Source organism: Pseudomonas sp. TNT3, assembly GCF_010095445.2.
In the GTDB taxonomy this organism is placed as follows: domain Bacteria; phylum Pseudomonadota; class Gammaproteobacteria; order Pseudomonadales; family Pseudomonadaceae; genus Aquipseudomonas.
Window position 1 is genome coordinate 100,690 of sequence record NZ_WFGV02000009.1, and the last position, 20,865, is coordinate 121,554.

The 20,865-nt window shown below is 59.3% G+C and carries 18 protein-coding genes; 13 read left to right on the forward strand and 5 right to left on the reverse strand.

Going from position 1 to position 20,865, the window contains the following annotated elements; all coding sequences use genetic code 11:
* Positions 1-40: 40 nt before the first annotated feature.
* Entirely contained in the window at positions 41-1,354 is a 1,314-nt protein-coding gene (locus GBC55_RS08480; RefSeq protein ID WP_162437033.1) for an ATP-binding protein, read from the reverse strand.
* Positions 1,355-1,456: 102 nt separating this feature from the next.
* Entirely contained in the window at positions 1,457-2,197 is a 741-nt protein-coding gene (ompR, locus tag GBC55_RS08485) for a two-component system response regulator OmpR (RefSeq protein WP_027922237.1), read from the reverse strand.
* Between the two features lie 361 nt (positions 2,198-2,558).
* Between ompR and GBC55_RS08490 the strand changes: the two genes are divergently transcribed.
* The 7 genes from GBC55_RS08490 (at position 2,559) to tauD (ending at position 10,924) form a co-directional block, all read left to right on the forward strand.
* Complete coding sequence (locus GBC55_RS08490) at positions 2,559-4,883, forward strand: Tex family protein (RefSeq protein ID WP_162437034.1); 2,325 nt, start codon at positions 2,559-2,561, stop codon at positions 4,881-4,883.
* The gene (locus tag GBC55_RS08495; protein ID WP_162437035.1) at positions 4,883-5,266 is read left to right on the forward strand and encodes a PaaI family thioesterase; all 384 of its coding nucleotides are present in this window, start codon (positions 4,883-4,885) and stop codon (positions 5,264-5,266) included. Before GBC55_RS08490 ends, GBC55_RS08495 begins: the two co-directional genes overlap by 1 nt.
* 257 nt (positions 5,267-5,523) lie before the next feature.
* The gene (gene gshA / locus GBC55_RS08500; RefSeq protein ID WP_162437036.1) at positions 5,524-7,107 is read left to right on the forward strand and encodes a glutamate--cysteine ligase; all 1,584 of its coding nucleotides are present in this window, start codon (positions 5,524-5,526) and stop codon (positions 7,105-7,107) included.
* Between the two features lie 310 nt (positions 7,108-7,417).
* Positions 7,418-8,395, forward strand: a complete 978-nt coding sequence (gene tauA, locus GBC55_RS08505; RefSeq protein WP_162437037.1) for a taurine ABC transporter substrate-binding protein — start codon at positions 7,418-7,420, stop codon at positions 8,393-8,395.
* Positions 8,396-8,411: 16 nt separating this feature from the next.
* On the forward strand, positions 8,412-9,206 hold the full coding sequence (tauB, locus tag GBC55_RS08510; RefSeq protein ID WP_162437038.1) for a taurine ABC transporter ATP-binding subunit: 795 nt from the start codon (positions 8,412-8,414) through the stop codon (positions 9,204-9,206).
* Positions 9,203-10,036, forward strand: coding sequence for a taurine ABC transporter permease TauC (gene tauC, locus GBC55_RS08515; RefSeq protein WP_162437039.1), 834 nt, complete (start codon positions 9,203-9,205; stop codon positions 10,034-10,036). The genes tauB and tauC overlap by 4 nt, the downstream gene beginning before the upstream one ends.
* Before the next feature lie 45 nt (positions 10,037-10,081).
* Positions 10,082-10,924, forward strand: coding sequence for a taurine dioxygenase (gene tauD, locus GBC55_RS08520; protein ID WP_162437040.1), 843 nt, complete (start codon positions 10,082-10,084; stop codon positions 10,922-10,924).
* Positions 10,925-11,087: 163 nt separating this feature from the next.
* On the opposite strand, the gene mgrA is transcribed toward tauD, so the two are convergent.
* Complete coding sequence (gene mgrA, locus GBC55_RS08525) at positions 11,088-12,125, reverse strand: L-glyceraldehyde 3-phosphate reductase (protein WP_162437041.1); 1,038 nt, start codon at positions 12,123-12,125, stop codon at positions 11,088-11,090.
* A gap of 157 nt (positions 12,126-12,282) precedes the next feature.
* On the opposite strand from mgrA, the gene GBC55_RS08530 reads away from it, so the two are divergent.
* Positions 12,283-12,540, forward strand: a complete 258-nt coding sequence (locus tag GBC55_RS08530) for a hypothetical protein (RefSeq protein WP_162437042.1) — start codon at positions 12,283-12,285, stop codon at positions 12,538-12,540.
* Positions 12,541-12,555: 15 nt separating this feature from the next.
* On the opposite strand, the gene betT is transcribed toward GBC55_RS08530, so the two are convergent.
* Positions 12,556-14,511: a choline transporter BetT gene (gene betT, locus GBC55_RS08535; protein WP_178114286.1), complete on the reverse strand. Its 1,956-nt coding sequence runs from the start codon at positions 14,509-14,511 to the stop codon at positions 12,556-12,558.
* A gap of 426 nt (positions 14,512-14,937) precedes the next feature.
* Positions 14,938-15,864 carry a serine O-acetyltransferase EpsC gene (gene epsC, locus GBC55_RS08540; RefSeq protein WP_162437044.1) on the reverse strand — a complete coding sequence of 309 codons (927 nt, stop codon included), beginning with the start codon at positions 15,862-15,864 and terminating at the stop codon, positions 14,938-14,940.
* Between the two features lie 190 nt (positions 15,865-16,054).
* Here epsC and GBC55_RS08545 point away from each other — a divergent pair, with 190 nt between their 5' ends.
* The 5 genes from GBC55_RS08545 (at position 16,055) to GBC55_RS08565 (ending at position 20,778) form a co-directional block, all read left to right on the forward strand.
* On the forward strand, positions 16,055-17,047 hold the full coding sequence (locus GBC55_RS08545; RefSeq protein WP_162437045.1) for a D-cysteine desulfhydrase: 993 nt from the start codon (positions 16,055-16,057) through the stop codon (positions 17,045-17,047).
* 292 nt (positions 17,048-17,339) lie between these two features.
* On the forward strand, positions 17,340-18,134 hold the full coding sequence (tcyJ, locus tag GBC55_RS08550) for a cystine ABC transporter substrate-binding protein (RefSeq protein ID WP_162437046.1): 795 nt from the start codon (positions 17,340-17,342) through the stop codon (positions 18,132-18,134).
* Complete coding sequence (gene tcyL / locus GBC55_RS08555) at positions 18,134-18,799, forward strand: cystine ABC transporter permease (protein WP_010464804.1); 666 nt, start codon at positions 18,134-18,136, stop codon at positions 18,797-18,799. The genes tcyJ and tcyL overlap by 1 nt, the downstream gene beginning before the upstream one ends.
* A 3-nt stretch (positions 18,800-18,802) precedes the next feature.
* Positions 18,803-19,558 carry an L-cystine ABC transporter ATP-binding protein TcyN gene (gene tcyN, locus GBC55_RS08560; protein WP_162437047.1) on the forward strand — a complete coding sequence of 252 codons (756 nt, stop codon included), beginning with the start codon at positions 18,803-18,805 and terminating at the stop codon, positions 19,556-19,558.
* A 476-nt stretch (positions 19,559-20,034) separates the two neighbouring features.
* Positions 20,035-20,778, forward strand: a complete 744-nt coding sequence (locus GBC55_RS08565; protein ID WP_162437048.1) for a hypothetical protein — start codon at positions 20,035-20,037, stop codon at positions 20,776-20,778.
* Positions 20,779-20,865 lie beyond the last annotated feature (87 nt).

A 20,865-nucleotide genomic window follows, 5' to 3' on the forward strand; every position in this document is an offset into this window, starting at 1 on the left:
TCCCTGTAGGAGCTGCCGCAGGCTGCGATCTTTTCAGTGGTTAAACCGCATCTCGCGGCAGCATCAACCCCAGCGGCAACCGCACCCGCGCTTCCAGCCCGCCACCGTCTCTGTTGCGCAGCTCAACATTACCGCCATGCATCGACGCGATCCGCTTCACGATCGCCAGCCCCAAACCCGTCCCTTTACCGCCACGAGCACGATCACCGCGGGTAAACGGATTGAAGATCGCTTCCAATTCCGAAGGATCAATCCCCGCCCCTCGGTCCATCACACTCAGTACCACATACGGGGCGCTGGTATCTCCAGACACGTAAGCCGCGACCTCGACACCGCTGCCAGCGTGATGCAGCGCATTGCCGATCAGGTTGTTCAGCAGTCGTTTCATCGACACCCGACGCAACGGGAATGGCTGGATCGGCTCCAGGCGCAGTCTTACTTTTTCTTCATTCTGGTTGTAAGGAGCGGCGACTTCGCGCACCAGATCGATCAAGTCGACCTCTTCCACCGACTCGTCGCGACCATCGCGGATAAACGCCAGGAACTGGTCGAGAATCGCATCCATGTCTTCGATGTCGCGCACCATGTCATCGGTGAGGTCGCTGCGGTCGCCCATCAATTCCAGAGACAAACGCAAGCGGGTCAGCGGAGTCCGCAAGTCGTGGGAGACGCCGGCCAACATCAGCTCGCGCTCGCGACCGGCCTGTTCGACGTCTTCAGCCATCTGGTTGAACGCGCGGTAAACCTCGGTCATCTCGCTCGGCGTATCACTGATCGGCAGGCGCACGCTGCGACCCTGGCCGAGTTGCCTTGCGGCAAAGACCAGACGTTTCAAGGGCTGGTTGAGTTGGCTGACAAAGATCCAGGCTGAAGCAGTCGACAGCAAGCCGATGGCCAGGAACCAGCCGAGTACGTTCCAGATTTTTTGACCGCGCAATGGGTGCGGGTATAGCGGCACTTTCAGCCAGCCGTCACCCAGACTTGGTGCCCGGACCCATAACGCCGGCGGCGAATGCATGCGTAATCGGACTTCGGTGTCGGCCCCCAGCTCAGCCTGCATCTGGCGCTGATAGATCTCGCTGTATGGCCAATGCTGTTCGCCTTCTGGCACACCGGTGCCCACCACACGAATCAACGTCGCGGCTTCGGCAATTTTGTCGCGGTTATTTTCATCCGCCGCCCAATAGGCGCGAAGCGTCAGGGCGACGCCGTGGCTGTATTGCCGGTCCACCAGCACATCCTCGTTCATCAATAGATAAACTAGGGTCAGTGCCTTGGAGAACAGAACGACAATCAGCACCAACCAAAGGGTGCGGGAGAAGAAGCTTTGGGGAAACCAGATCGGGGTTTTCATGAATAGCCGTTACACGCTTGCAGGAGCGAGGATGCTCGCATATTGCGGATCGCGAGTCTGCGGACAACATCGTCCGCAAGACCCGCTCCTACAAAACGCCGATCACTTGGTGGCGGCGCCATCCGGAACGAACACGTAACCCACGCCCCAGACAGTCTGGATATAACGCGGTTTGGATGGATCGGGTTCAATCATTCGGCGCAGACGGGAAATCTGTACGTCGATGGAGCGCTCCAGAGCATCCCACTCACGGCCGCGAGCCAGGTTCATCAGTTTGTCGCGGGTCAGAGGCTGACGCGCGTTCATGACCAGGGCTTTCAGCACCGCAAACTCACCGGTAGTGAGCATGTGCACTTCATCACCGCGCTTCAGCTCACGGGTGGCCAGCGACAGCTCGTAGTCACCGAAGGTCACGCTTTCATCTTCGCTGCCCGGTGCGCCCGGCACAGGAGTGGACTGACGACGCAACACGGCTTTGACGCGAGCCATCAGCTCATCCGGGTTGAACGGCTTGGCCAGGTAGTCGTCGGCGCCCAGTTCGAGGCCTTTGATACGGCTCAGCTCGTCGCCCTTGGCGGTGAGCATGATGATCGGGATCTGATTGTTAGCGGTGCGCAGGCGGCGGCAAGCAGTCAAGCCGTCTTCGCCAGGCAGCATCAGGTCGAGAACAACCAGGTTGAACACTTCGCGCGCCAGCAGGCGGTCCATTTGTTCAGTGTTCGGTACGGCACGGGCTCGATAGCCTTTGCTGACGAAAAAGCGTTCCAGCAGGCTGCTCAGCCCTGGATCGTCGTCAACAATAAGAATTTTTTCGCCTTCAGCAATGTTTGCAGTGCTGCTCATTAGATGCTCCTTTTAGCTCGGCGCGCATTATGGCGTAGCTGCCGTTATACGCACCGTGTGCATTGTTAGCAGATTTTTCCTTCACCGCCAGCACGCCGGGCGTTATCCCCAAGGTCGGTGATGCCCCCGAATGATCGAACGCTGGGTATAATGCGCGGCGTTTTGTGTCAGGCAACGTCTGATCGTTTACCCCGGCGACCGCTTTTTATTTTCATGGCGCCGGCAGTAATTGTTCGATTTCACGGGTCAACGGAATGCCTGTTGATCCAGGTAGCGGCGCAGGCCAGGCCGCTCAACCAGACTCGCCGAGCCCTTATCTCTGCGCCTGCGAGCCTGCTTTCACAATTTGTCAGGTGGTTTTATGGACAGCATCAACAGCCGCATCGCCGAGGAACTCGGCGTACGCCCACAACAGGTCGAAGCGGCCGTCGCGCTACTCGATGAGGGCTCAACCGTTCCCTTCATCGCCCGCTACCGGAAAGAAGTGACCGGCAGCCTCGATGACATCCAGCTGCGCCACCTTGAAGAACGTCTGCGCTACCTGCGAGAACTCGACGAACGGCGCATCAGCATCCTGGCCAGCATCCAGGAACAGGGAAAGCTGACCCCGCAGCTGGAACGCGACATCAAGCTCGCCGACACCAAGACACGTCTCGAAGATTTGTACCTGCCGTACAAGCAGAAACGCCGCACCAAGGGCCAGATCGCCCTGGAAGCTGGCCTCGGCGAGCTGGCTGACGGCCTGTTCAACGACCCTACCCTGGCGCCGGACGCCGAAGCTGCGCGCTTCATCGACGCCGAAAAAGGCGTGGCCGACGTGAAGGCCGCCCTCGAAGGCGCCAAGTACATCCTCATGGAGCGTTTCGCCGAAGACGCCGGTCTGCTCGACAAACTGCGCAGCTACCTGAAGCAGGAAGCCACCCTCAGTGCCCGTGTCATCGCCGGGAAGGAAGAGGAAGGCGCCAAGTTCCGCGACTACTTCGAACACGACGAACCCCTGAAAAGCATGCCATCGCACCGTGCCCTGGCGATTTTCCGTGGTCGCAACGAAGGCATTCTCAGCTCCGCGCTGAAAGTCGGCGACGAACTCCCGGGCACCATGCACCCGTGCGAAGGCATGATCGGCCAGCAGTTCGGCATCCAGAACCAGAACCGCGCCGCCGACAAATGGCTGGGCGAAGTGGTGCGCTGGACCTGGAAGGTCAAGCTCTACACCCACCTCGAAACCGACTTGCTCGGCGAACTGCGCGACGGCGCGGAAACCGAAGCGATCAACGTGTTCGCGCACAACCTGCACGACTTGCTGCTGTCGGCACCCGCCGGCCCACGTGCCACCCTGGGCCTCGACCCTGGCCTGCGCACCGGCTGCAAGGTCGCCGTAGTCGACTCCACCGGCAAGCTGCTGGACCACGCCACGGTGTACCCGCACGTACCGCACAACAAGTGGGACCAGACCCTCGCGGTGCTCGCCGCCCTGTGCGCCAAGCACTCGGTGGACCTGATCGCCATCGGCAACGGCACCGCCAGCCGGGAAACCGACAAGCTCGCCGCTGAACTGATCAAAAAGTATCCAGCCATGAAAATGACCAAAGTAATGGTCTCCGAGGCCGGTGCATCGGTTTACTCGGCTTCGGAACTGGCTTCCAAGGAATTCCCGGACCTCGACGTGTCGATCCGTGGCGCGGTGTCCATTGCCCGTCGTCTGCAGGATCCGCTGGCAGAACTGGTGAAGATCGATCCGAAATCCATCGGTGTCGGCCAGTACCAGCACGATGTGTCGCAGCTGAAACTGGCGCGCGGCCTGGACGCTGTGGTCGAGGACTGCGTGAACGCCGTCGGCGTCGACGTCAACACGGCCTCTGTGGCGCTGCTGGCCCGTATCTCCGGCCTCAACGCGACGCTGGCACAGAACATCGTCAGCCATCGCGACGAACACGGCGCCTTCAAAACCCGCGCCGCACTGAAGAAAGTGGCACGCCTGGGCGAAAAAACCTTCGAACAGGCTGCCGGCTTCCTGCGGGTCATGAATGGCGACAACCCGCTGGATTCGTCCGCGGTTCACCCGGAAGCCTATCCGTTGGTGCAGCGTATCGCCGCCGAGACTGACCGCGATATCCGCTCGCTGATCGGCGATGCCAGCTTCCTCAAGCGTCTTGATCCGAAGAAGTACACCGACGAAACCTTCGGTTTGCCGACAGTCACCGACATTCTGCAAGAGCTTGAAAAGCCGGGTCGCGACCCACGTCCCGAGTTTAAGACCGCCGAGTTCCAGGAAGGCGTCGAGGATCTCAAGGACCTGCAACTGGGCATGATCCTCGAAGGTGTCGTCACCAACGTGACGAACTTTGGCGCGTTCGTCGACATCGGCGTGCATCAGGACGGTTTGGTGCACATCTCTGCGCTTTCGGAGAAGTTCATCAAGGATCCTCGCGAAGCGGTGAAGGCCGGTGACGTGGTGAAAGTGAAGGTCATGGAAATCGACATTCCGCGTAAACGCGTTGGCCTGTCGATGCGCATGAGCGACACACCGGGTGAGAAAATCGACGGCGCCCGTGGTGCACGTCCGGGTTCGGCTCCGCGCCAATCCCAGAACACCGCTCCACGCAAGGAAACCACGGCTGCGGCTCCGGCCAACAACGCCATGGCGTCGCTGTTCGCAAACGCCAAGCAATTGAAGAAACGCTGATGGAGTTCCCTGCCGGGTACACCGAAAGCGCATTTTTCAAGCTGCTGGGGTGCCGTTTGCACAGCCTGGAAACCGGGGTGGCGCAGGTCGCCCTGTTGCTCGAGCCAGCGCTGCGCAATCGGGCGAACAAGCTACACGGCGGGGCATTGTTCAGCCTGGTGGACATCGCCATGGGGCTGGCCTGCTCCAGCACCCACGGCTTTGACCAGCAGAGCGCGACCATCGAATGCAAGATCAACTACATTCGCGCCGTGTCCGACGGTGAAGTGATGTGCACGGCACGGGTCATTCACCCGGGCCGTCGCACGCTGGTGGTCGAAGCTGACGTGATGCAAGGCGAAAAATTAGTCGCAAAAGCGCAAGGCACGTTCGCTGTCCTGTAGATGAATGCCATCATTTTGAGTTAATTTCAGCGCTAAGAAATCTGTAGGAGCGAGCTTGCTCGCGAAGGAGGCAAGGGCGCCGCTGTCATCCTGACAGCCCTCGTCATCGTTAACCTCCTTCGCGAGCAAGCTCGCTCCTACAGAGGACACGGCAGTTCGATGCAAAAACCAGGCGAAAACGCCAGTTTCTACTTCACCCTTGTAGACCGTCTTGCCCACCCCCATATTGGGGCGACTGACGCGTGAAGGAATCCAACTTGAGCGAACTTCTCAACCGCCGCCTGGCTCTGCTCGGCGAGCGCGCTAACCTCTCTCTGCTCGAACAGTGCCTTCACGGCATCGAACGTGAATGCCTGCGCGTGACCAGCGAAGGTCGCCTGGCGCAAACGCCGCACCCGGAAGAATTGGGTTCCGCGCTGACCAACGAACAAATCACCACTGACTATTCCGAGTCGCTGCTGGAGTTCATCACGCCAGCCCTGCCCGACCCGGCTGACACGCTGGCGAGCCTGGACAGCATTCACCGCTTTGCCTACAGCAAGCTCGGCAACGAGTTTCTGTGGAGTCCGTCGATGCCGTGCCCTTTGCCGGCCGAGGAAGATATCCCGATTGCCTACTACGGCACGTCCAACATCGGGCAGCTCAAGTATGTGTACCGCAAGGGCCTGGCCCTGCGTTACGGCAAGACCATGCAGTGCATCGCCGGGATTCACTACAATTTTTCCCTGCCGGAAAAACTCTGGCCGCTACTCAAAGAGGCTGAAGGCTTTGTCGGCACCGACCGCGATTATCAGTCGTCGGCCTACATCGCGCTGATCCGTAACTTCCGTCGCTACAGCTGGCTGCTGATGTACCTGTTCGGTGCCTCGCCAGCGCTCGACGCCGGTTTCCTGCGCGGACGTTCGCACCAGCTCGAGCAGTTGGACCCGGATACCTTGTACCTGCCCTACGCCACCAGCCTGCGCATGAGCGACCTGGGTTACCAGAGCAACGCCCAGGCCGGCTTGACGCCGTGCTACAACGACCTGGCGAGCTACACCGACAGCTTGCGCAAAGCGGTGGCGACACCTTATGCGCCGTACGTTGAAATCGGCACCCATCAGGACGGTGAGTGGGTTCAGCTCAACACCAACATCCTGCAGATCGAAAACGAGTACTACTCCAACATCCGTCCCAAGCGCGTGACCTACACCGGCGAGCGGCCGATCCAGGCGCTGGTGGCCCGTGGCATTCAGTACGTTGAAGTGCGCTGCCTGGACATCAACCCGTTCCTGCCGATGGGCATCGATCTTACCGAGTCGCGCTTCCTCGACGCCTTCCTGCTGTACTGCGCGCTCAACGAAAGCCCTCTGCTGACCAACAGCAGCTGTGGCAATGCGACCTCGAACTTCCTCAGCGTGGTCAAGGAAGGTCGCCGCCCAGGCTTGCAACTGCAGCGCGACGGTCAACCGGTGGACATGAAGGAATGGGCTGCCGAGCTGCTGGAGAAGATTGCACCGCTGGCCGCACTGCTTGATCAAAGCCATGGCGGCGATGCTCACAGCAAGGCGCTGGACGTGCAGATGGAGAAGATCAAGGACCCGTCCCGGACGCCGTCAGCCATGGTGTTGGCGTCGATGGCCGAGCATAAGGAAAGCTTCGCCCAGTTCTCCCTGCGCCAGAGCCGCGCACATGCGGAGTATTTCCGTAGCGAGCCGCTGTCAGCCGAAGCCCAGGCGACGTTTGAAAACCGTGCGCGCACTTCGCTGGCCGAACAGGTGGAGCTGGAGCAGAACGAGGTCGGTGATTTCGACGTGTTCGTCGGGTCGTATCAGGCGAGTATTCTGGCGATCAGTAACTGAGTCACTACGGCCCTTTATCGCAAGCAAGCAGCTCCTGTGGATCAGACATAGCAACTCACTGTGGCGAGGGGATTTATCCCCGTTCGACTGCGAAACAGTCGCAAGATCCTTTTAATGGGGGCTGCTTCGCAGCCCAACGGGGATAAATCCCCTCGCCACAGCAAATCCTCTCGCCACTAAGCCCCTCACCTCATGCATTCCCAACTTTTCCACTCATAAGCTAATTCGAAAAAGTTATTTATTTACGGATTCTTAGATCATTTAGTCTCCTCACACGCCAACTCTCGGCCGCCTGTTGAGGAGCTTCTCCATGAAACTGCATCTCCCCCTTCGCCTCCTGGCGGCCGCTTCGCTGGCTGCGGCGAGTTTCTTTGTCCAGGCAGCCGACGTGACCGTCGCCTACCAGACCACCGTTGACCCGGCGAAAGTCGCCCAGGCCGACGGCGCCTACGAAAAAGCCACCAACGCCAAGATTGACTGGCGCAAATTCGACAACGGCGCCGACATCATCGCCGCCATTGCCTCCGGCGATGTCCAAATCGGCTACCTGGGTTCCAGCCCCCTGACTGCCGCGATCACTCGCAAAGTCCCGGTAGAAACCTTCCTCATTGCCACTCAGATCGGCGCCGCCGAAGCCCTGATCGCTCGCGATGGTTCCGGCATCAAGACCCCACAAGACTTGATCGGTAAAAAAATCGCCGTACCTTTTGTCTCCACCGGCCACTACAGCCTGCTGGCGGCGTTGAAGCACTGGAACATCGACCCGTCGAAAGTCACCGTCCTCAACCTCGCCCCGCCCGCGATCATTGCTGCATGGAAACGCGGTGATATCGACGCCACTTACGTGTGGGACCCGGCCCTGGGCGTCGCCAGGGAAAACGGCAAAGTACTGATCACCTCGGGTGAATTGGCCAAGTTCGGCGCAACGACGTTCGATGCCTGGATCGTGCGCAAAGACTTCGCCGAAAAACACCCGGAAATCGTCACCGCGTTCGCCAAAGTCACCCTCGACGCCTACGCCGAATATCGCAAAGACCCTCAAGCCTGGCTCGCTAATCAATCCAACGTCGACAAGCTGGTGAAACTCTCCGGCGCCAAGGCCAGCGACATTCCGTTGCTGCTGCAAGGCAACGTCTACCCGCTGGCGGCTGATCAGGTGATCACCCTTGGCGCACCGACCACCAAAGCGATCACTGACACCGCCACCTTCCTCAAGGAACAGGGCAAGGTCGACGCGGTACTGCCGGACTACGCGCCTTACGTCAGCGCCAAGTTCATCACTCACTGATCGGGAGTTCATTGCGATGGCTTTGCTACAGCTGGAGCGCATCAGCGCACAGTACCCCGGTAGCCCGGAACCGGTGCTGGCGGATATTTCCTTGAGCCTTGGGCCTCAGCAATTGCTGGTGGCTCTCGGCCCGTCCGGCAGTGGCAAGACCTCGCTGTTGAACCTGATTGCCGGTTTCGTCGAGCCCAGCGCCGGGCGTATCACGCTGGACGGCGTACCGGTCAAAGGGCCAGGCGCCGAACGTGGTGTGGTGTTCCAGGACGATGCCCTGCTGCCTTGGCAGGATGTGCTGGCCAACGTCGGCTTCGGTCTGGAGCTGGCGGGCGTATCTCGTGAAATACGTGAAAGCCGCGCCAAAGAAATGCTCGCGCTGGTGGACCTTTCCGGTTTCCAAAACCGCCGGATCTGGCAACTCTCGGGCGGACAGAAACAGCGCGTCGGCCTGGCCCGCGCGCTGGCTGCCGACGCTCGTGTATTGCTGATGGACGAACCTTTCGGTGCCCTCGACGCGTTCACCCGCGAACAGATGCAAGAGCTCTTGCTGCAAGTCTGGCAGCGCACCGCCAAACCGGTTTTTCTGATTACCCACGACATCGAAGAAGCCGTATTTCTCGCTACTGACCTGATTCTTCTGGCGCCTGATCCTGGGCAAATCGTCGAGCGCTTGAGTCTTGATTTCGGTCAGCGCTATGCCGCTGGCGAATCGGCACGGGCGATCAAATCCGACCCACGCTTTATCGAAACCCGCGAACACGTCCTCGCCAAGGTGTTCTCCCAACGCAGCGCCGCCCAGCGGCAGGAGCGCGCATGAGCAGCTATGAGATTCCGGCCGTCACGGTAAAAAACCCTTCGACGGTGATACCTGTACGGCGCAGCTTGAGCACACGCTGGATCAGTGTCCTGACACTGGTCGCGTTGGTGGCGCTGTGGTGGGCGGTGACGGCTACCGGCATGATCGAACCGCTGTTCCTGCCGCCTCCGTCCGCCGTCCTGCAAAAGGGCTGGTTGCTGGTGACCACCGGCTACATGGACTCCACCTTGTGGCAGCACTTGGGCGCCAGTCTGAGTCGCATCGGGCTGGGCCTGGGCTTCGCGGTATTGACGGCGGTACCGGTCGGCATCGCCATCGGCCACAACCGCATTGCTCGCGGCATCCTCGATCCGCTGATCGAGTTCTACCGCCCTATTCCACCGTTGGCCTACCTGCCGCTGATCGTGATCTGGTGCGGCATCGGTGAGCTGTCCAAAGTCCTGCTGATCTACCTCGCGATTTTTGCGCCCATCGCCATCGCCACGGCCACGGGTGTGCGCACGGTCGACCCCGCCAAGCTGCGTGCCGCACAGTCGCTGGGCGCAACACGGGCGCAGCTGATACGCCATGTCATTCTGCCAAGCGCCTTGCCGGACATTTTGACCGGCGTGCGCATTGGTCTCGGTGTGGGTTGGTCGACCCTGGTCGCCGCCGAATTGATCGCCGCCACCAGCGGTTTGGGCTTCATGGTGCAATCGGCCGCGCAGTTCCTGGTCACCGATGTGGTGGTACTGGGGATTCTGGTCATCGCGCTGATTGCCTTCGCCATGGAAATGGGCCTGCGTGCCCTGCAACGCAAGCTGGTGCCGTGGCACGGCCAGGCTCACTGAATATGGCTGCCTCGGTTGCCGCCCCCCGAATTGAAGAGAACCACCATGAGTAACCTGACCATCGTCCCCCTAAGCTCGGCCCTCGGCGCGCAGATCAGCGGCGTCGACGTGAGCCAGCCGCTGAACCTGGAACAACGTGACGCTATCGAGCAGGCGTTGCTCAAGCATCAGGTGTTGTTCTTCCGCGACCAGCCGATCACGCCTCAGCAGCAGGCGCGGTTCGCCTCCTATTTTGGCGACCTGCACATCCACCCGATCTACCCCAACGTCCCCGAACAACCGGAGGTGCTGATCCTTGATACCGCCGTCACCGACGTGCGCGACAACGCGATCTGGCACACCGACGTGACCTTCCTGCCGACACCGGCGATGGGCGCCGTGCTCAGTGCCAAGCTGTTGCCGGAGTTTGGCGGCGACACGCTGTGGGCCAGCGGCATTGCTGCGTATGAAGCGCTGTCTGCGCCGATGAAAAACCTGCTCGAAGGCCTGACCGCCACCCACGATTTCACTCGCTCGTTTCCATTGGAACGCTACGGCAACACGCCAGAAGCGCTGGCTCAATGGGAAGAAGCCCGCCGCAAAAACCCACCGTTGTCGCACCCTGTGATCCGCACCCACCCCGTGAGTGGGCGCCGGTCATTGTTCGTCAATGAAGGGTTCACATCGAAGATCAACGAGCTGTCGGAAACGGAAAGCGAAGCCATTCTGAAGCTGCTGTTCGCCCACGCGACGCGCCCGGAGTTCACCATCCGCTGGCGTTGGCAGAAAGACGACGTGGCGTTCTGGGACAACCGCGTGACGCAGCATTACGCAGTAGACGACTACCGCCCTGCACGGCGGGTGATGCAGCGCGCGACGGTGTTGGGGGATGTACCGTTTTTTCGGTGAGACCTGACTTTCGTCATTGCCTCATATGCCGCTATCGCGGGCAAGCCCGCTCCCACAGCTATATCAGTTGGCCGCAGAATGTTGGTTCAACACATAACCCTGTGGGAGCGGGCTTGCCCGCGATAGCGGTATTGCAGGCGCCGGAAAAACCAGCGCCGAAAGCTTACTCAGCCGAGGATGGCTTCTCCCAAAGATTGATCCCACCCTCCTGGGCAAACCCATCAATCTCCGCCAGCTCTTGCGCACTGAAGCTCAAATTCTTCAACGCCCCGACGTTCTCGATTATCTGCTCCGGACGACTCGCGCCGATCAGCGCCGAGGTCACGCGTGGATCCCGCAGTGTCCAGGCCAACGCCAACTGCGCCAGGCTCTGACCACGACGCTTGGCGATCTCGTTCAGCGCGCGAACGTGAGCGATGTTGGCCTCGGACAAATGCGAAGCCTGCAACGAGCCACCCCCCGGACGATTCACCCGCGCATCCGCCGGCACGCCGTTGAGGTACTTGTCAGTCAGGAGTCCCTGGGCCAGTGGTGTAAATGCAATCACCCCGGTGCCGAGCTCATCGGTGACATCCAGCAGGTCTTTTTCTACCCAACGGTTGAGCAGGTTGTAGGCCGGCTGATGAATCAACAGCGGCACTTTCCACTCCTTCAGCAGCGCGGCCATTTCACGGGTTTTCACCCCGGAATAAGACGAGATGCCAATGTACAAAGCCTTGCCCTGCTGCACGGCGGTGGCCAGTGCGCTGGCGGTTTCTTCCAGCGGCGTGTCCGGGTCGAAGCGGTGAGAATAGAAGATGTCGACGTAGTCCAGGCCCAGGCGCTGCAAGCTCTGGTCGAGGCTGGCGAGCACGTATTTGCGCGAACCTCCGCCCTGGCCGTAAGGGCCGGGCCACATGTCCCAGCCCGCCTTGCTCGAGATGATCAGTTCGTCGCGGTACTGCTTGAAGTCTTCACGCAGCAAACGGCCGAAATTGATCTCGGCGCTGCCATACGGCGGGCCATAGTTGTTGGCGAGGTCGAAGTGGTTGATCCCCAGATCGAACGCCGTGCGCAACAACGAGCGCTGGGTTTCGATTGGCGTGCTGTCGCCAAAGTTGTGCCACAGGCCCAACGACAGCGCCGGCAATACCAGCCCGCTGCGGCCTACACGGCGGTACGGGATGGCGTCATAGCGGTTTTCGGCAGCGGTGTAAGTCATCGAATCCTCTCTTGTCTGGGTAAACATTCATTGAGATGAGTACATTAATATCCAAACATGGCATCAGACCATTACCTGTGAGAGCAAAGCTTGGTCCGGGCGGCGTTCCGACGATGAAGCCCTCCAAGCCAACCCACACCCGAGGAATGTACTCACCATGCACACCACCATCATCATCACCTTCGGCCTGATCCTCCTGGCGCTGATGCTGTTCATCGGTGAGAAAATCGGCTTCAGCCGCCAGACCCTGACCTACAGCTTCGTCGCCTTGTGGCTGGCGCTGACCGTCATCAACGGCGCCATCGGCGTGGTCACTGCCGGCCAGTCCGTGAGTTCGGAAATGGTGGTCGGCAGCCTGGTGTTCAGCGTCCCGGTGGCCGCACTGGTGTTGTTCATGGTGATGACTCAAGCCTGAGCCATCACCCATTGATCAACGCACCAAATGCAGGAACTGCATGTGCCGCTCGTACTGGTCGAGGATGTCGTTGATGATCTGCTCCTTGGTGTAACCGACCAGATCGTAGTCCTGACTGCCCTCGGCCAAATGCACTTCAGCCCGATAGTAACGGCGATTGTTGAGCTCCTTGGAACCCATGCCGCCACGGGCGAAAGACGGTGTGAAGTAGCCACGCATCTGCACCTGATAGATGAACGGATGCTGTTCGCCATGACCGATTTCCAGGCTGACACTGTCATTGGCCGGGTCAGGCTGAGTGACCACGTTCAAACCCTTCTCGACGAATACGGCAGTCACCTCTTCAATCGCCGGACGCACCGTCGTGTCGAGGAAGCGATAGACCTCATCCCGCGAGGGGAAGTGCACGGCCTGACTCAGCCGCTGACGCCAGCCACCACGCCGCGAACCGGACACCGGTGCCAGGGAATGCAGTTGCGCGATCTGCTTCTGCGACTCCAGGTAGAACGCCTTGTGCAGCCCCCACATCATCAACAGCAAAATCATCGAGAACGGCAGCGAGGTCAGCACCACGGCTGACTTCAGCGCATCGATGCTGCCGGAGAACAGCAGCGCACTGGTCACCAATGCAGTCATCGCGCCCCAGAACACCCGCAGCCATTTCGGCCCGTCTTCATCCGGATTGCCGCCTTTGGCAGACAGCGTCGACAGCACCACGGTACCGGAGTCGGCCGAGGTGACGAAGAACACGAAGCTGATGAACACCGTGACCGCGATAACGGTTTTGCTCCACGGGTAGGTTTCCAGCAACAGGTAAAGCGTCATCGAGGGGTTGTCGATGGCCGACATTCCCAGCGCGCTCATGCCGTGGTTGAGGACTTGATCGATGGCGCTGTTGCCGAAGATCGACATCCACGCCAGGGTGAAACCAAGCGGGATCAGCAATACGCCAAAAACGAATTCGCGGATGGTCCGGCCACGGGAAATCCGTGCGATGAACAGGCCAACGAACGGCGACCATGCAATCCACCAGGCCCAGTAGAACACTGTCCAGCCGCCCAACCAGTCGCTGGGTTTGTCATAGGCGTACAGGTCAAAACTCTTCATCGGCAAGGCGCCGAGATAGTCGCCGATGTTCTGGATCAGGGTGTTGAGCAAATGCTGCGTAGGGCCGGCGAACAACACGAACAACAGCAGCGCACACGCCAGCAGCATGTTGATGTCGGACATCACCCGCACGCCTTTGTCGACGCCGGATACCGCGACGATGATTGCCGCGCCCATCATCAGCGTGATCAGGCCCACCTGAACCCACTGGGTGTGTGCAACACCGAACAGATAGTCGAGCCCGGAGTTGAGGTGCAACACGCCAAAGCCCATGTCGGCACCGAGGCCAAACACCGTAGCGATGATGCCGAAGCCGTCCACCGCATAACCGATCGGACCGTTGATGCGCTTGCCGATCAGCGGGTAAAGCGCCGAGCGTAACGCCAGTGGCAGGTTATGGCGGTAGGCGAAGTAGGCCAGCGCCATGCCGACAAAGGCGAACACGCCCCAGCCATGCAAGCCCCAGTGCAGGAACAGAATCTGCATCGCCTGTCGCGCCGCATCCGCCGTGCCGGCATCGCCCTGGGGCGGTTGCGCGAGGTGGGTCAGCGGCTCGGATACACAAAAGAAAAACAGCGTGATGCTGATCCCGGCGGCGAACAGCATGCCGGCCCAGGACAGGTAACTGAACTCGGGTTCGTCGTGGTCGGCACCGAGCTTGATCTTGCCGTAGCCGGATAAGGCGGTGACCACCACGAAGACCAGGTACAGGGTCATCGCGAGCATGTAGTACCAGCCGACCGTATTGGCCGCCCAGTTTTGTGCCGCCAGCAACCAGGCCCCGGCTTGCTCGGGCATCGCGATAACCACGATGCCGAACAACAGAATGAAACTCGCCGAGAAGTAGAACACCGGCGGATTCATGCGGACCTGGCCGCTTGGTGGGAGAGAAGATGCACTCATGAAACATGCACCTCTAAGGTAGGCAATGTGGCTGTGAAAATCAGACTCAGCAAAGGCAAGCCTCCTGTTGTGAGCGGGCAGCGAACCGGCGTTTTAACTTGAATGAGCGTTCAAGTTAAACATGGATAGGGCGCTAAGGACTAATCGCAGGGCTCGGCGGTACTGTGTGTACGCTAGCTCAAGGAAGGGTATGAGGTGGGATTTGGTGGTTTGGTTCACTGGATAATTGGCTGAATGCCATTATCTCGGTTCGGATTGAAATCATTCGCGGGCGAGCCACGCTCCCACAGGTATCGTGTCGTACAGTAATTGTGCGAACGACATCGATCCTGTGGGAGCGGGGCTTGCCCGCGAAGGCGTTAGCAAGATCAGTGAAGATTTCAGCCCTTACTTCTGCGTCCCATCATCATGCTGCAGATTCGCCTGGGTCAGGTTGCACCCCGCCGGCACGCTGCGGGTCAGCCAGACATTACCGCCGATGGTCGAGCCCTTGCCGATAGTAATCCGCCCCAGAATCGTCGCACCGGCGTAAATCACCACGTCATCCTCGACAATCGGATGCCGCGGATGGCCCTTCTGCAATTGCCCGTCTTCATCCGCCGGAAAACGCTTCGCACCCAGGGTCACGGCCTGATAGATCCGCACACGCTCGCCGATGATGGCGGTCTCGCCAATCACCACACCCGTCCCATGATCGATAAAGAAGCTGCGACCGATCTGCGCCCCTGGGTGGATATCGATGCCCGTGGCCGAGTGCGCGATTTCCGCGCTGATCCGCGCCAGCAGCGGCAACCCGGCGCGATAGAGATGGTGCGCCAGGCGATGGTGAATCACCGCCAGAATCCCCGGGTAGCACAGCAGCACCTCATCAACGCTGCGCGCCGCTGGATCACCGTGGTAGGCCGCCAGCACATCGGTGTCCAGCAAACTGCGCAGCCCCGGCAACGCGAGGGCGAAATCCTGGATGATCTGAATGGTCCTGGCCTCGACTTCGGTGTCGGCCTGGGCGCTATGGCGCGCGGCGTAACGCAGTTCGAGTCGCGCTTGAGCCAGCAATGCGTTCAGCGCCACGTCCAGCGTGTGGCCGACGTAGAAATCTTCACTCTCCTCACGCAGGTCGACCGGCCCCAGGCGCATCGGAAACAGCGCGCCACAGAGCGCTTCAAGAATATCGGCCATCGCCGCTCGAGAAGGCAACTCGCGACCGCCCTGCTCGCCACTGGCGCGACCGTTTTGGGCACGCCATTGATCACGCGCGGTACGCAGTTGGCTGACGATGGTCTGCAATTGCCAATGGCTGGATCGCTCGCTCACTGTAGAAACTCCTCACCGGCAGCCGGACGGTCTGGCCACCTTGACGGCGATTACTTTACGGCAAGGTATTCAAGCCGAATTAAGAACCAATAGTGCTGAACTCAATACTTTTGGCTATAAGCGATTGGCGGTTGCCCCTGGATTTTGGCGTGCCTATAGTCCGGACATCTTTCCCTGCCAGTGCGTAACCATGATCAAACAACAGCTCGCCCGTTTTGACCGCCTCGAATTGCTCAGCCACCCGACGCCGCTGGAAAAACTCGAGCGCCTGTCGACCTGGCTGGGCCGCGATGTATACGTCAAACGCGATGACCTGACGCCACTGGCGATGGGCGGCAACAAGCTGCGAAAACTCGAATACCTGGCGGCAGATGCGCTGGCCCAAGGCGCCGACACGTTCATCACCGCAGGCGCGCTGCAGTCCAACCACGTTCGCCAGACCGCTGCCCTGGCCGCCAAACTGGGCCTGGGTTGCATCGCCCTGCTGGAAAATCCGCTGGGCACTGACGACAGCAACTACGTCGCCAATGGCAATCGGCTGCTGCTCGACCTGTTCGATGCCAAGGTCGAACTGGTGGAAAACCTCGACAACGCCGACGAACAATTGCAGGCCCTGGCTGACCGACTGCGTAACAACGGCAAAAAACCCTACATCGTGCCGATTGGCGGCTCCAACGCTTTGGGCGCGCTCGGTTATGTGCGCGCCGGGCTGGAACTGGCCGAACAGATCAAGGACACCGGTCTGACTTTTGCTGCCGTGGTATTGGCCTCAGGCAGTGCAGGAACCCATAGCGGCCTGGCGCTGGCATTGAATGAAGCACTGCCGGAATTGCCAGTGATCGGCGTCACGGTATCGCGCAGTGATGAAGATCAACGCCCCAAGGTTCAGGGCCTGGCCGAGCGCACAGCGGAGCTGCTGGGCGTGACTCTGCCAGCGAGTTTCAAAGTCGAATTGTGGGACGAATATTTCGGCCCGCGTTACGGCGAACCGAACGCCGGCACGCTCTCAGCGGTGAAACTGGTGGCCAGTCAGGAAGGGTTGTTGCTCGACCCGGTGTACACCGGCAAGGCCATGGCGGGTCTGCTGGATGGCATCGGCCGTCAGCGCTTCAATGAGGGGCCGATTATTTTCCTGCACACCGGTGGAGCACCGGCGTTGTTTGCCTATAAAGATTTTCTGTAAAACAGAAACGGCTAGATCAAAAGATCGCAGCCTTCGGCAGCTCCTACATGGATTGGCGTACTCCTGCAGGAGCTGCCGAAGGCTGCGATCTTTTGATTTTATATTCCACAAAGGAATAACAATCGAAATATTTATTATTTTCCAATCTAAGAACGCCATCATATAGTCGCGCCGCAGGCGAATTTGCAACGAGACGAATATGCTGCTTTAGGGCAGGATATCGCAGACGTTTAAATCCCGAATTTGCCAACCTTCTCACTACGTCTTCCATAAGAAAACACAGGGGCTTGTCATGAATTTTTCCGCACTACGTCGAAATCTGCTGGTAGGTTCGCTGGGCCTGGCGCTGAGCGCCGGTCTGATCGGTCAGGCCGTTGCCGGTGAGCAACTGCAAAAAATCAAAGACGCCGGCGTTATCAACGTCGGCCTGGAAGGCACTTACCCACCGTTCAGCTTCGTGGACGCCGACGGCAAACTGGCCGGCTTCGAAGTCGAGTTCTCCGAAGCCCTGGCCAAAGAGCTGGGCGTGAAAGTGAAACTGCAACCGACCAAATGGGACGGCATCCTCGCGGCACTGGAATCCAAGCGTCTGGACGCGGTGATCAACCAAGTGACCATTTCCGAAGAGCGCAAGAAGAAGTACGACTTCTCCGAGCCTTACACCGTCTCCGGTATTCAGGCGCTTGTTCTGACCAAGAACAAAGACACCATCAAGACCGCCGCCGATCTGGATGGCAAGAAAGTCGGCGTAGGCCTGGGCACCAACTACGAGCAATGGCTCAAGGAAAATCAACCCAAAGCCATCATCAAGACCTATGACGATGATCCGACCAAGTTCCAGGACCTGCGCGTAGGCCGTATCGACGCCATTCTGATCGACCGTCTCGCCGCACTGGAATACGCCAAGAAGGCCAAGGACACTGTCGCCGCCGGCGAAGCGTTCTCCCGCCAGGAAGCTGGTATTGCGCTGCGCAAAGGCGAGCCTGAGCTGCTGGCCGCAGTGAACAAGGCCATCGACAAGCTGCGTGCAGACGGTACGCTGAAAAAGCTCTCGGAAAAATATTTCAGCGCTGACGTCACTCAATAATGGAAGAAGCTTTCCAACTCGCACTGGATTCCCTGCCTTTCCTGCTCAAGGGGGCCTACTACACGGTCATCTTGAGCCTGGGCGGGATGTTTTTCGGCCTCATGCTGGGCTTCGGCCTGGCACTGATGCGCCTGTCGCGCTTCAAGCTGGTGAGCTGGATCGCCCGCATCTACGTGTCGTTTTTTCGCGGCACGCCGTTGCTGGTGCAACTGTTCGTGATCTATTACGGCTTGCCGCAATTGGGCATGGAACTCGATCCGCTGCCGGCGGCCCTGATCGGCTTCTCGCTGAACATGGCCGCTTACGCCTGTGAAATCCTCCGGTCCGCGATCAGCTCAATCGAGCGCGGCCAGTGGGAAGCTGCCGCCAGCATCGGCATGACCCGAGCGCAAACCCTGCGACGGGCCATCATCCCGCAGGCAATGCGCACCGCATTGCCGCCGCTTGGCAACAGCTTCATTTCGCTGGTCAAGGACACCGCGCTGGCCGCCACCATCCAGGTGCCGGAGTTGTTCCGCCAGGCGCAGCTGATCACAGCACGCACCTTCGAAGTGTTCACCATGTACCTTGCCGCCGCACTGATCTACTGGATTCTGGCCACGGTGTTGTCGCACCTGCAGAACAAGTTGGAAGAGCGGGTCAATCGGCACGACCAGGAGTCCTGACCCATGATTGTCGTGGAAAAACTGACAAAGCAGTTCAAGGGTCAAGTGGTGCTCAATGGCATCGATCTGGAAGTAAAGGAAGGCGAGGTTGTGGCCATTATCGGGCCCAGCGGCTCGGGTAAAACCACCTTCCTGCGCTGCCTGAATTTTCTGGAAGAACCCACCAGCGGCCGGATCAAGGTTGGTGACATCGAAATCGATGGCAGCCGACCACTGAACCAGCAGCAAAGCCTGGTGCGCCGCTTGCGTCAGCACGTGGGTTTTGTGTTCCAGAGCTTCAATCTGTTCCCCCATCGCACGGCCCTGGAAAACGTGATCGAGGGGCCGATCGTAGTGAAAAAGATCCCCCGCGCCGATGCCATTGCCCTGGGCAAAAAACTGTTGGCCCGAGTCGGGTTGGCGGGCAAGGAGGACGCGTATCCGCGACGTCTTTCAGGCGGCCAGCAACAGCGTGTGGCGATCGCCCGGGCATTGGCCATGGAGCCGGAAGTCATTCTGTTCGACGAGCCCACCTCAGCCCTCGATCCGGAGCTGGTGGGTGAAGTGCTGGCAACCATCCGCAGCCTGGCGGAAGAGAAACGCACCATGGTGATCGTCACCCACGAAATGAGCTTTGCCCGGGACGTGGCCAATCGCGTGGTGTTTTTCGACAAAGGAGTGATCGTCGAGCAAGGTGAAGCCAAGGCGTTGTTTGCCAACCCTAAAGAAGAGCGGACGAAACAGTTCCTCAGCAAGTTTATAAACAACACACACCACTAAACACCCCCGCAATACGGTTTAACTTCCACGGATGGAAGTCCCCCTCCCCTTCTATAAACACCCTCTTCGCTCAATTAAATATCACTGCCTGCCCTACAACTTTTTTGTCGAAGCGCGCGGTACATATATAGCCCGTAGAAACCATTTTGCCTTCGCCAGTATGCTTAATACTCAAGCAGTGCTTGGCTGTCGCTATCGCTAAACAGCGCAGTAAAACCCAGCATTTATTGAGCAATATTCGACAACACCATGGGGCTTACTGCCTCCTGCACGTAGGAACCTTCTGAATAACACGCGCTCGCCAACTTAACTAACTCACTCTATTGACAGTCATTCATCCGCACTTTTATCTGTGACTACGGACGACACTCATCACACTCAATCATTATTTTAACTTCAAGTAATGAACGGTTTTGCTGTTCGACATCCGCGTTTTTTCAGAAACGGAATTCGTTGCAAGACTTCTAGGAGAATCCATGAAAAGCATCTCAACCACACTTCAATTGGCGGTGCCGACGCTGGCGCAATCAGACAAGGACAGCATCAACATCAGCTCGGCGGCGCACCTGCTGATCGACGTCGCGCCATACGCCGGCATGGATAAAGGCGATCTGATCGAACTGTTCTGGGATGACTGCTACGTGGCGTCCAAAGTGTTGGCTGCCAGGGACGTGTGCAAGACCGTCAGCCTGCGAGTACCGGAAAGCTTTATTGCCAGTGGCGCTTCGAGCGTTCGCTACCGGGTCATGCAGATCGGCCAGGAACCGGCCCTGTCGCCCGCCATGCAGGTACACGTCAAACTGGATTGCCCAGGCGGACAGCCACCACCGGTGTGCGGCGATGAAAACCAGAATCTGGCGCTGGTTAACCTCCCCGAGGCTATTCAACGAAAGGGCGTCAATTCGAGGCAGATAAAACGCGGCGTGCCGTTGACCATTGAGCCGTACCTGAACATGGACGTCGACGACGAGATCACCCTGCGTTGGGGGGACGCTCGAATGGATCTGCCCAGGCTAAAACCCTGTGATATCGGACAGCCAATTCAGGTTTGGGTACCTTCGGCGATCATTCTCGAAGCCGGCGAGGATCTGCGACTGGAAGTAACGTATTGCGTCCTCGACCGGGCAGGCAACAACTCTCGCTGGGCGCCAGTGCGCAGGCTGAAGATCGGCTGCGCCAACGCCTACCTCAAACTACCGCTGAAGCGAGCAAAGCGCTGAGCCCCCTCACGAACCCACCCCAATCCCTGTAGCAGCCCACGACCCCTTCTATGCATATTCCTAAAAGTTAGTTTATTAATTTTTTAT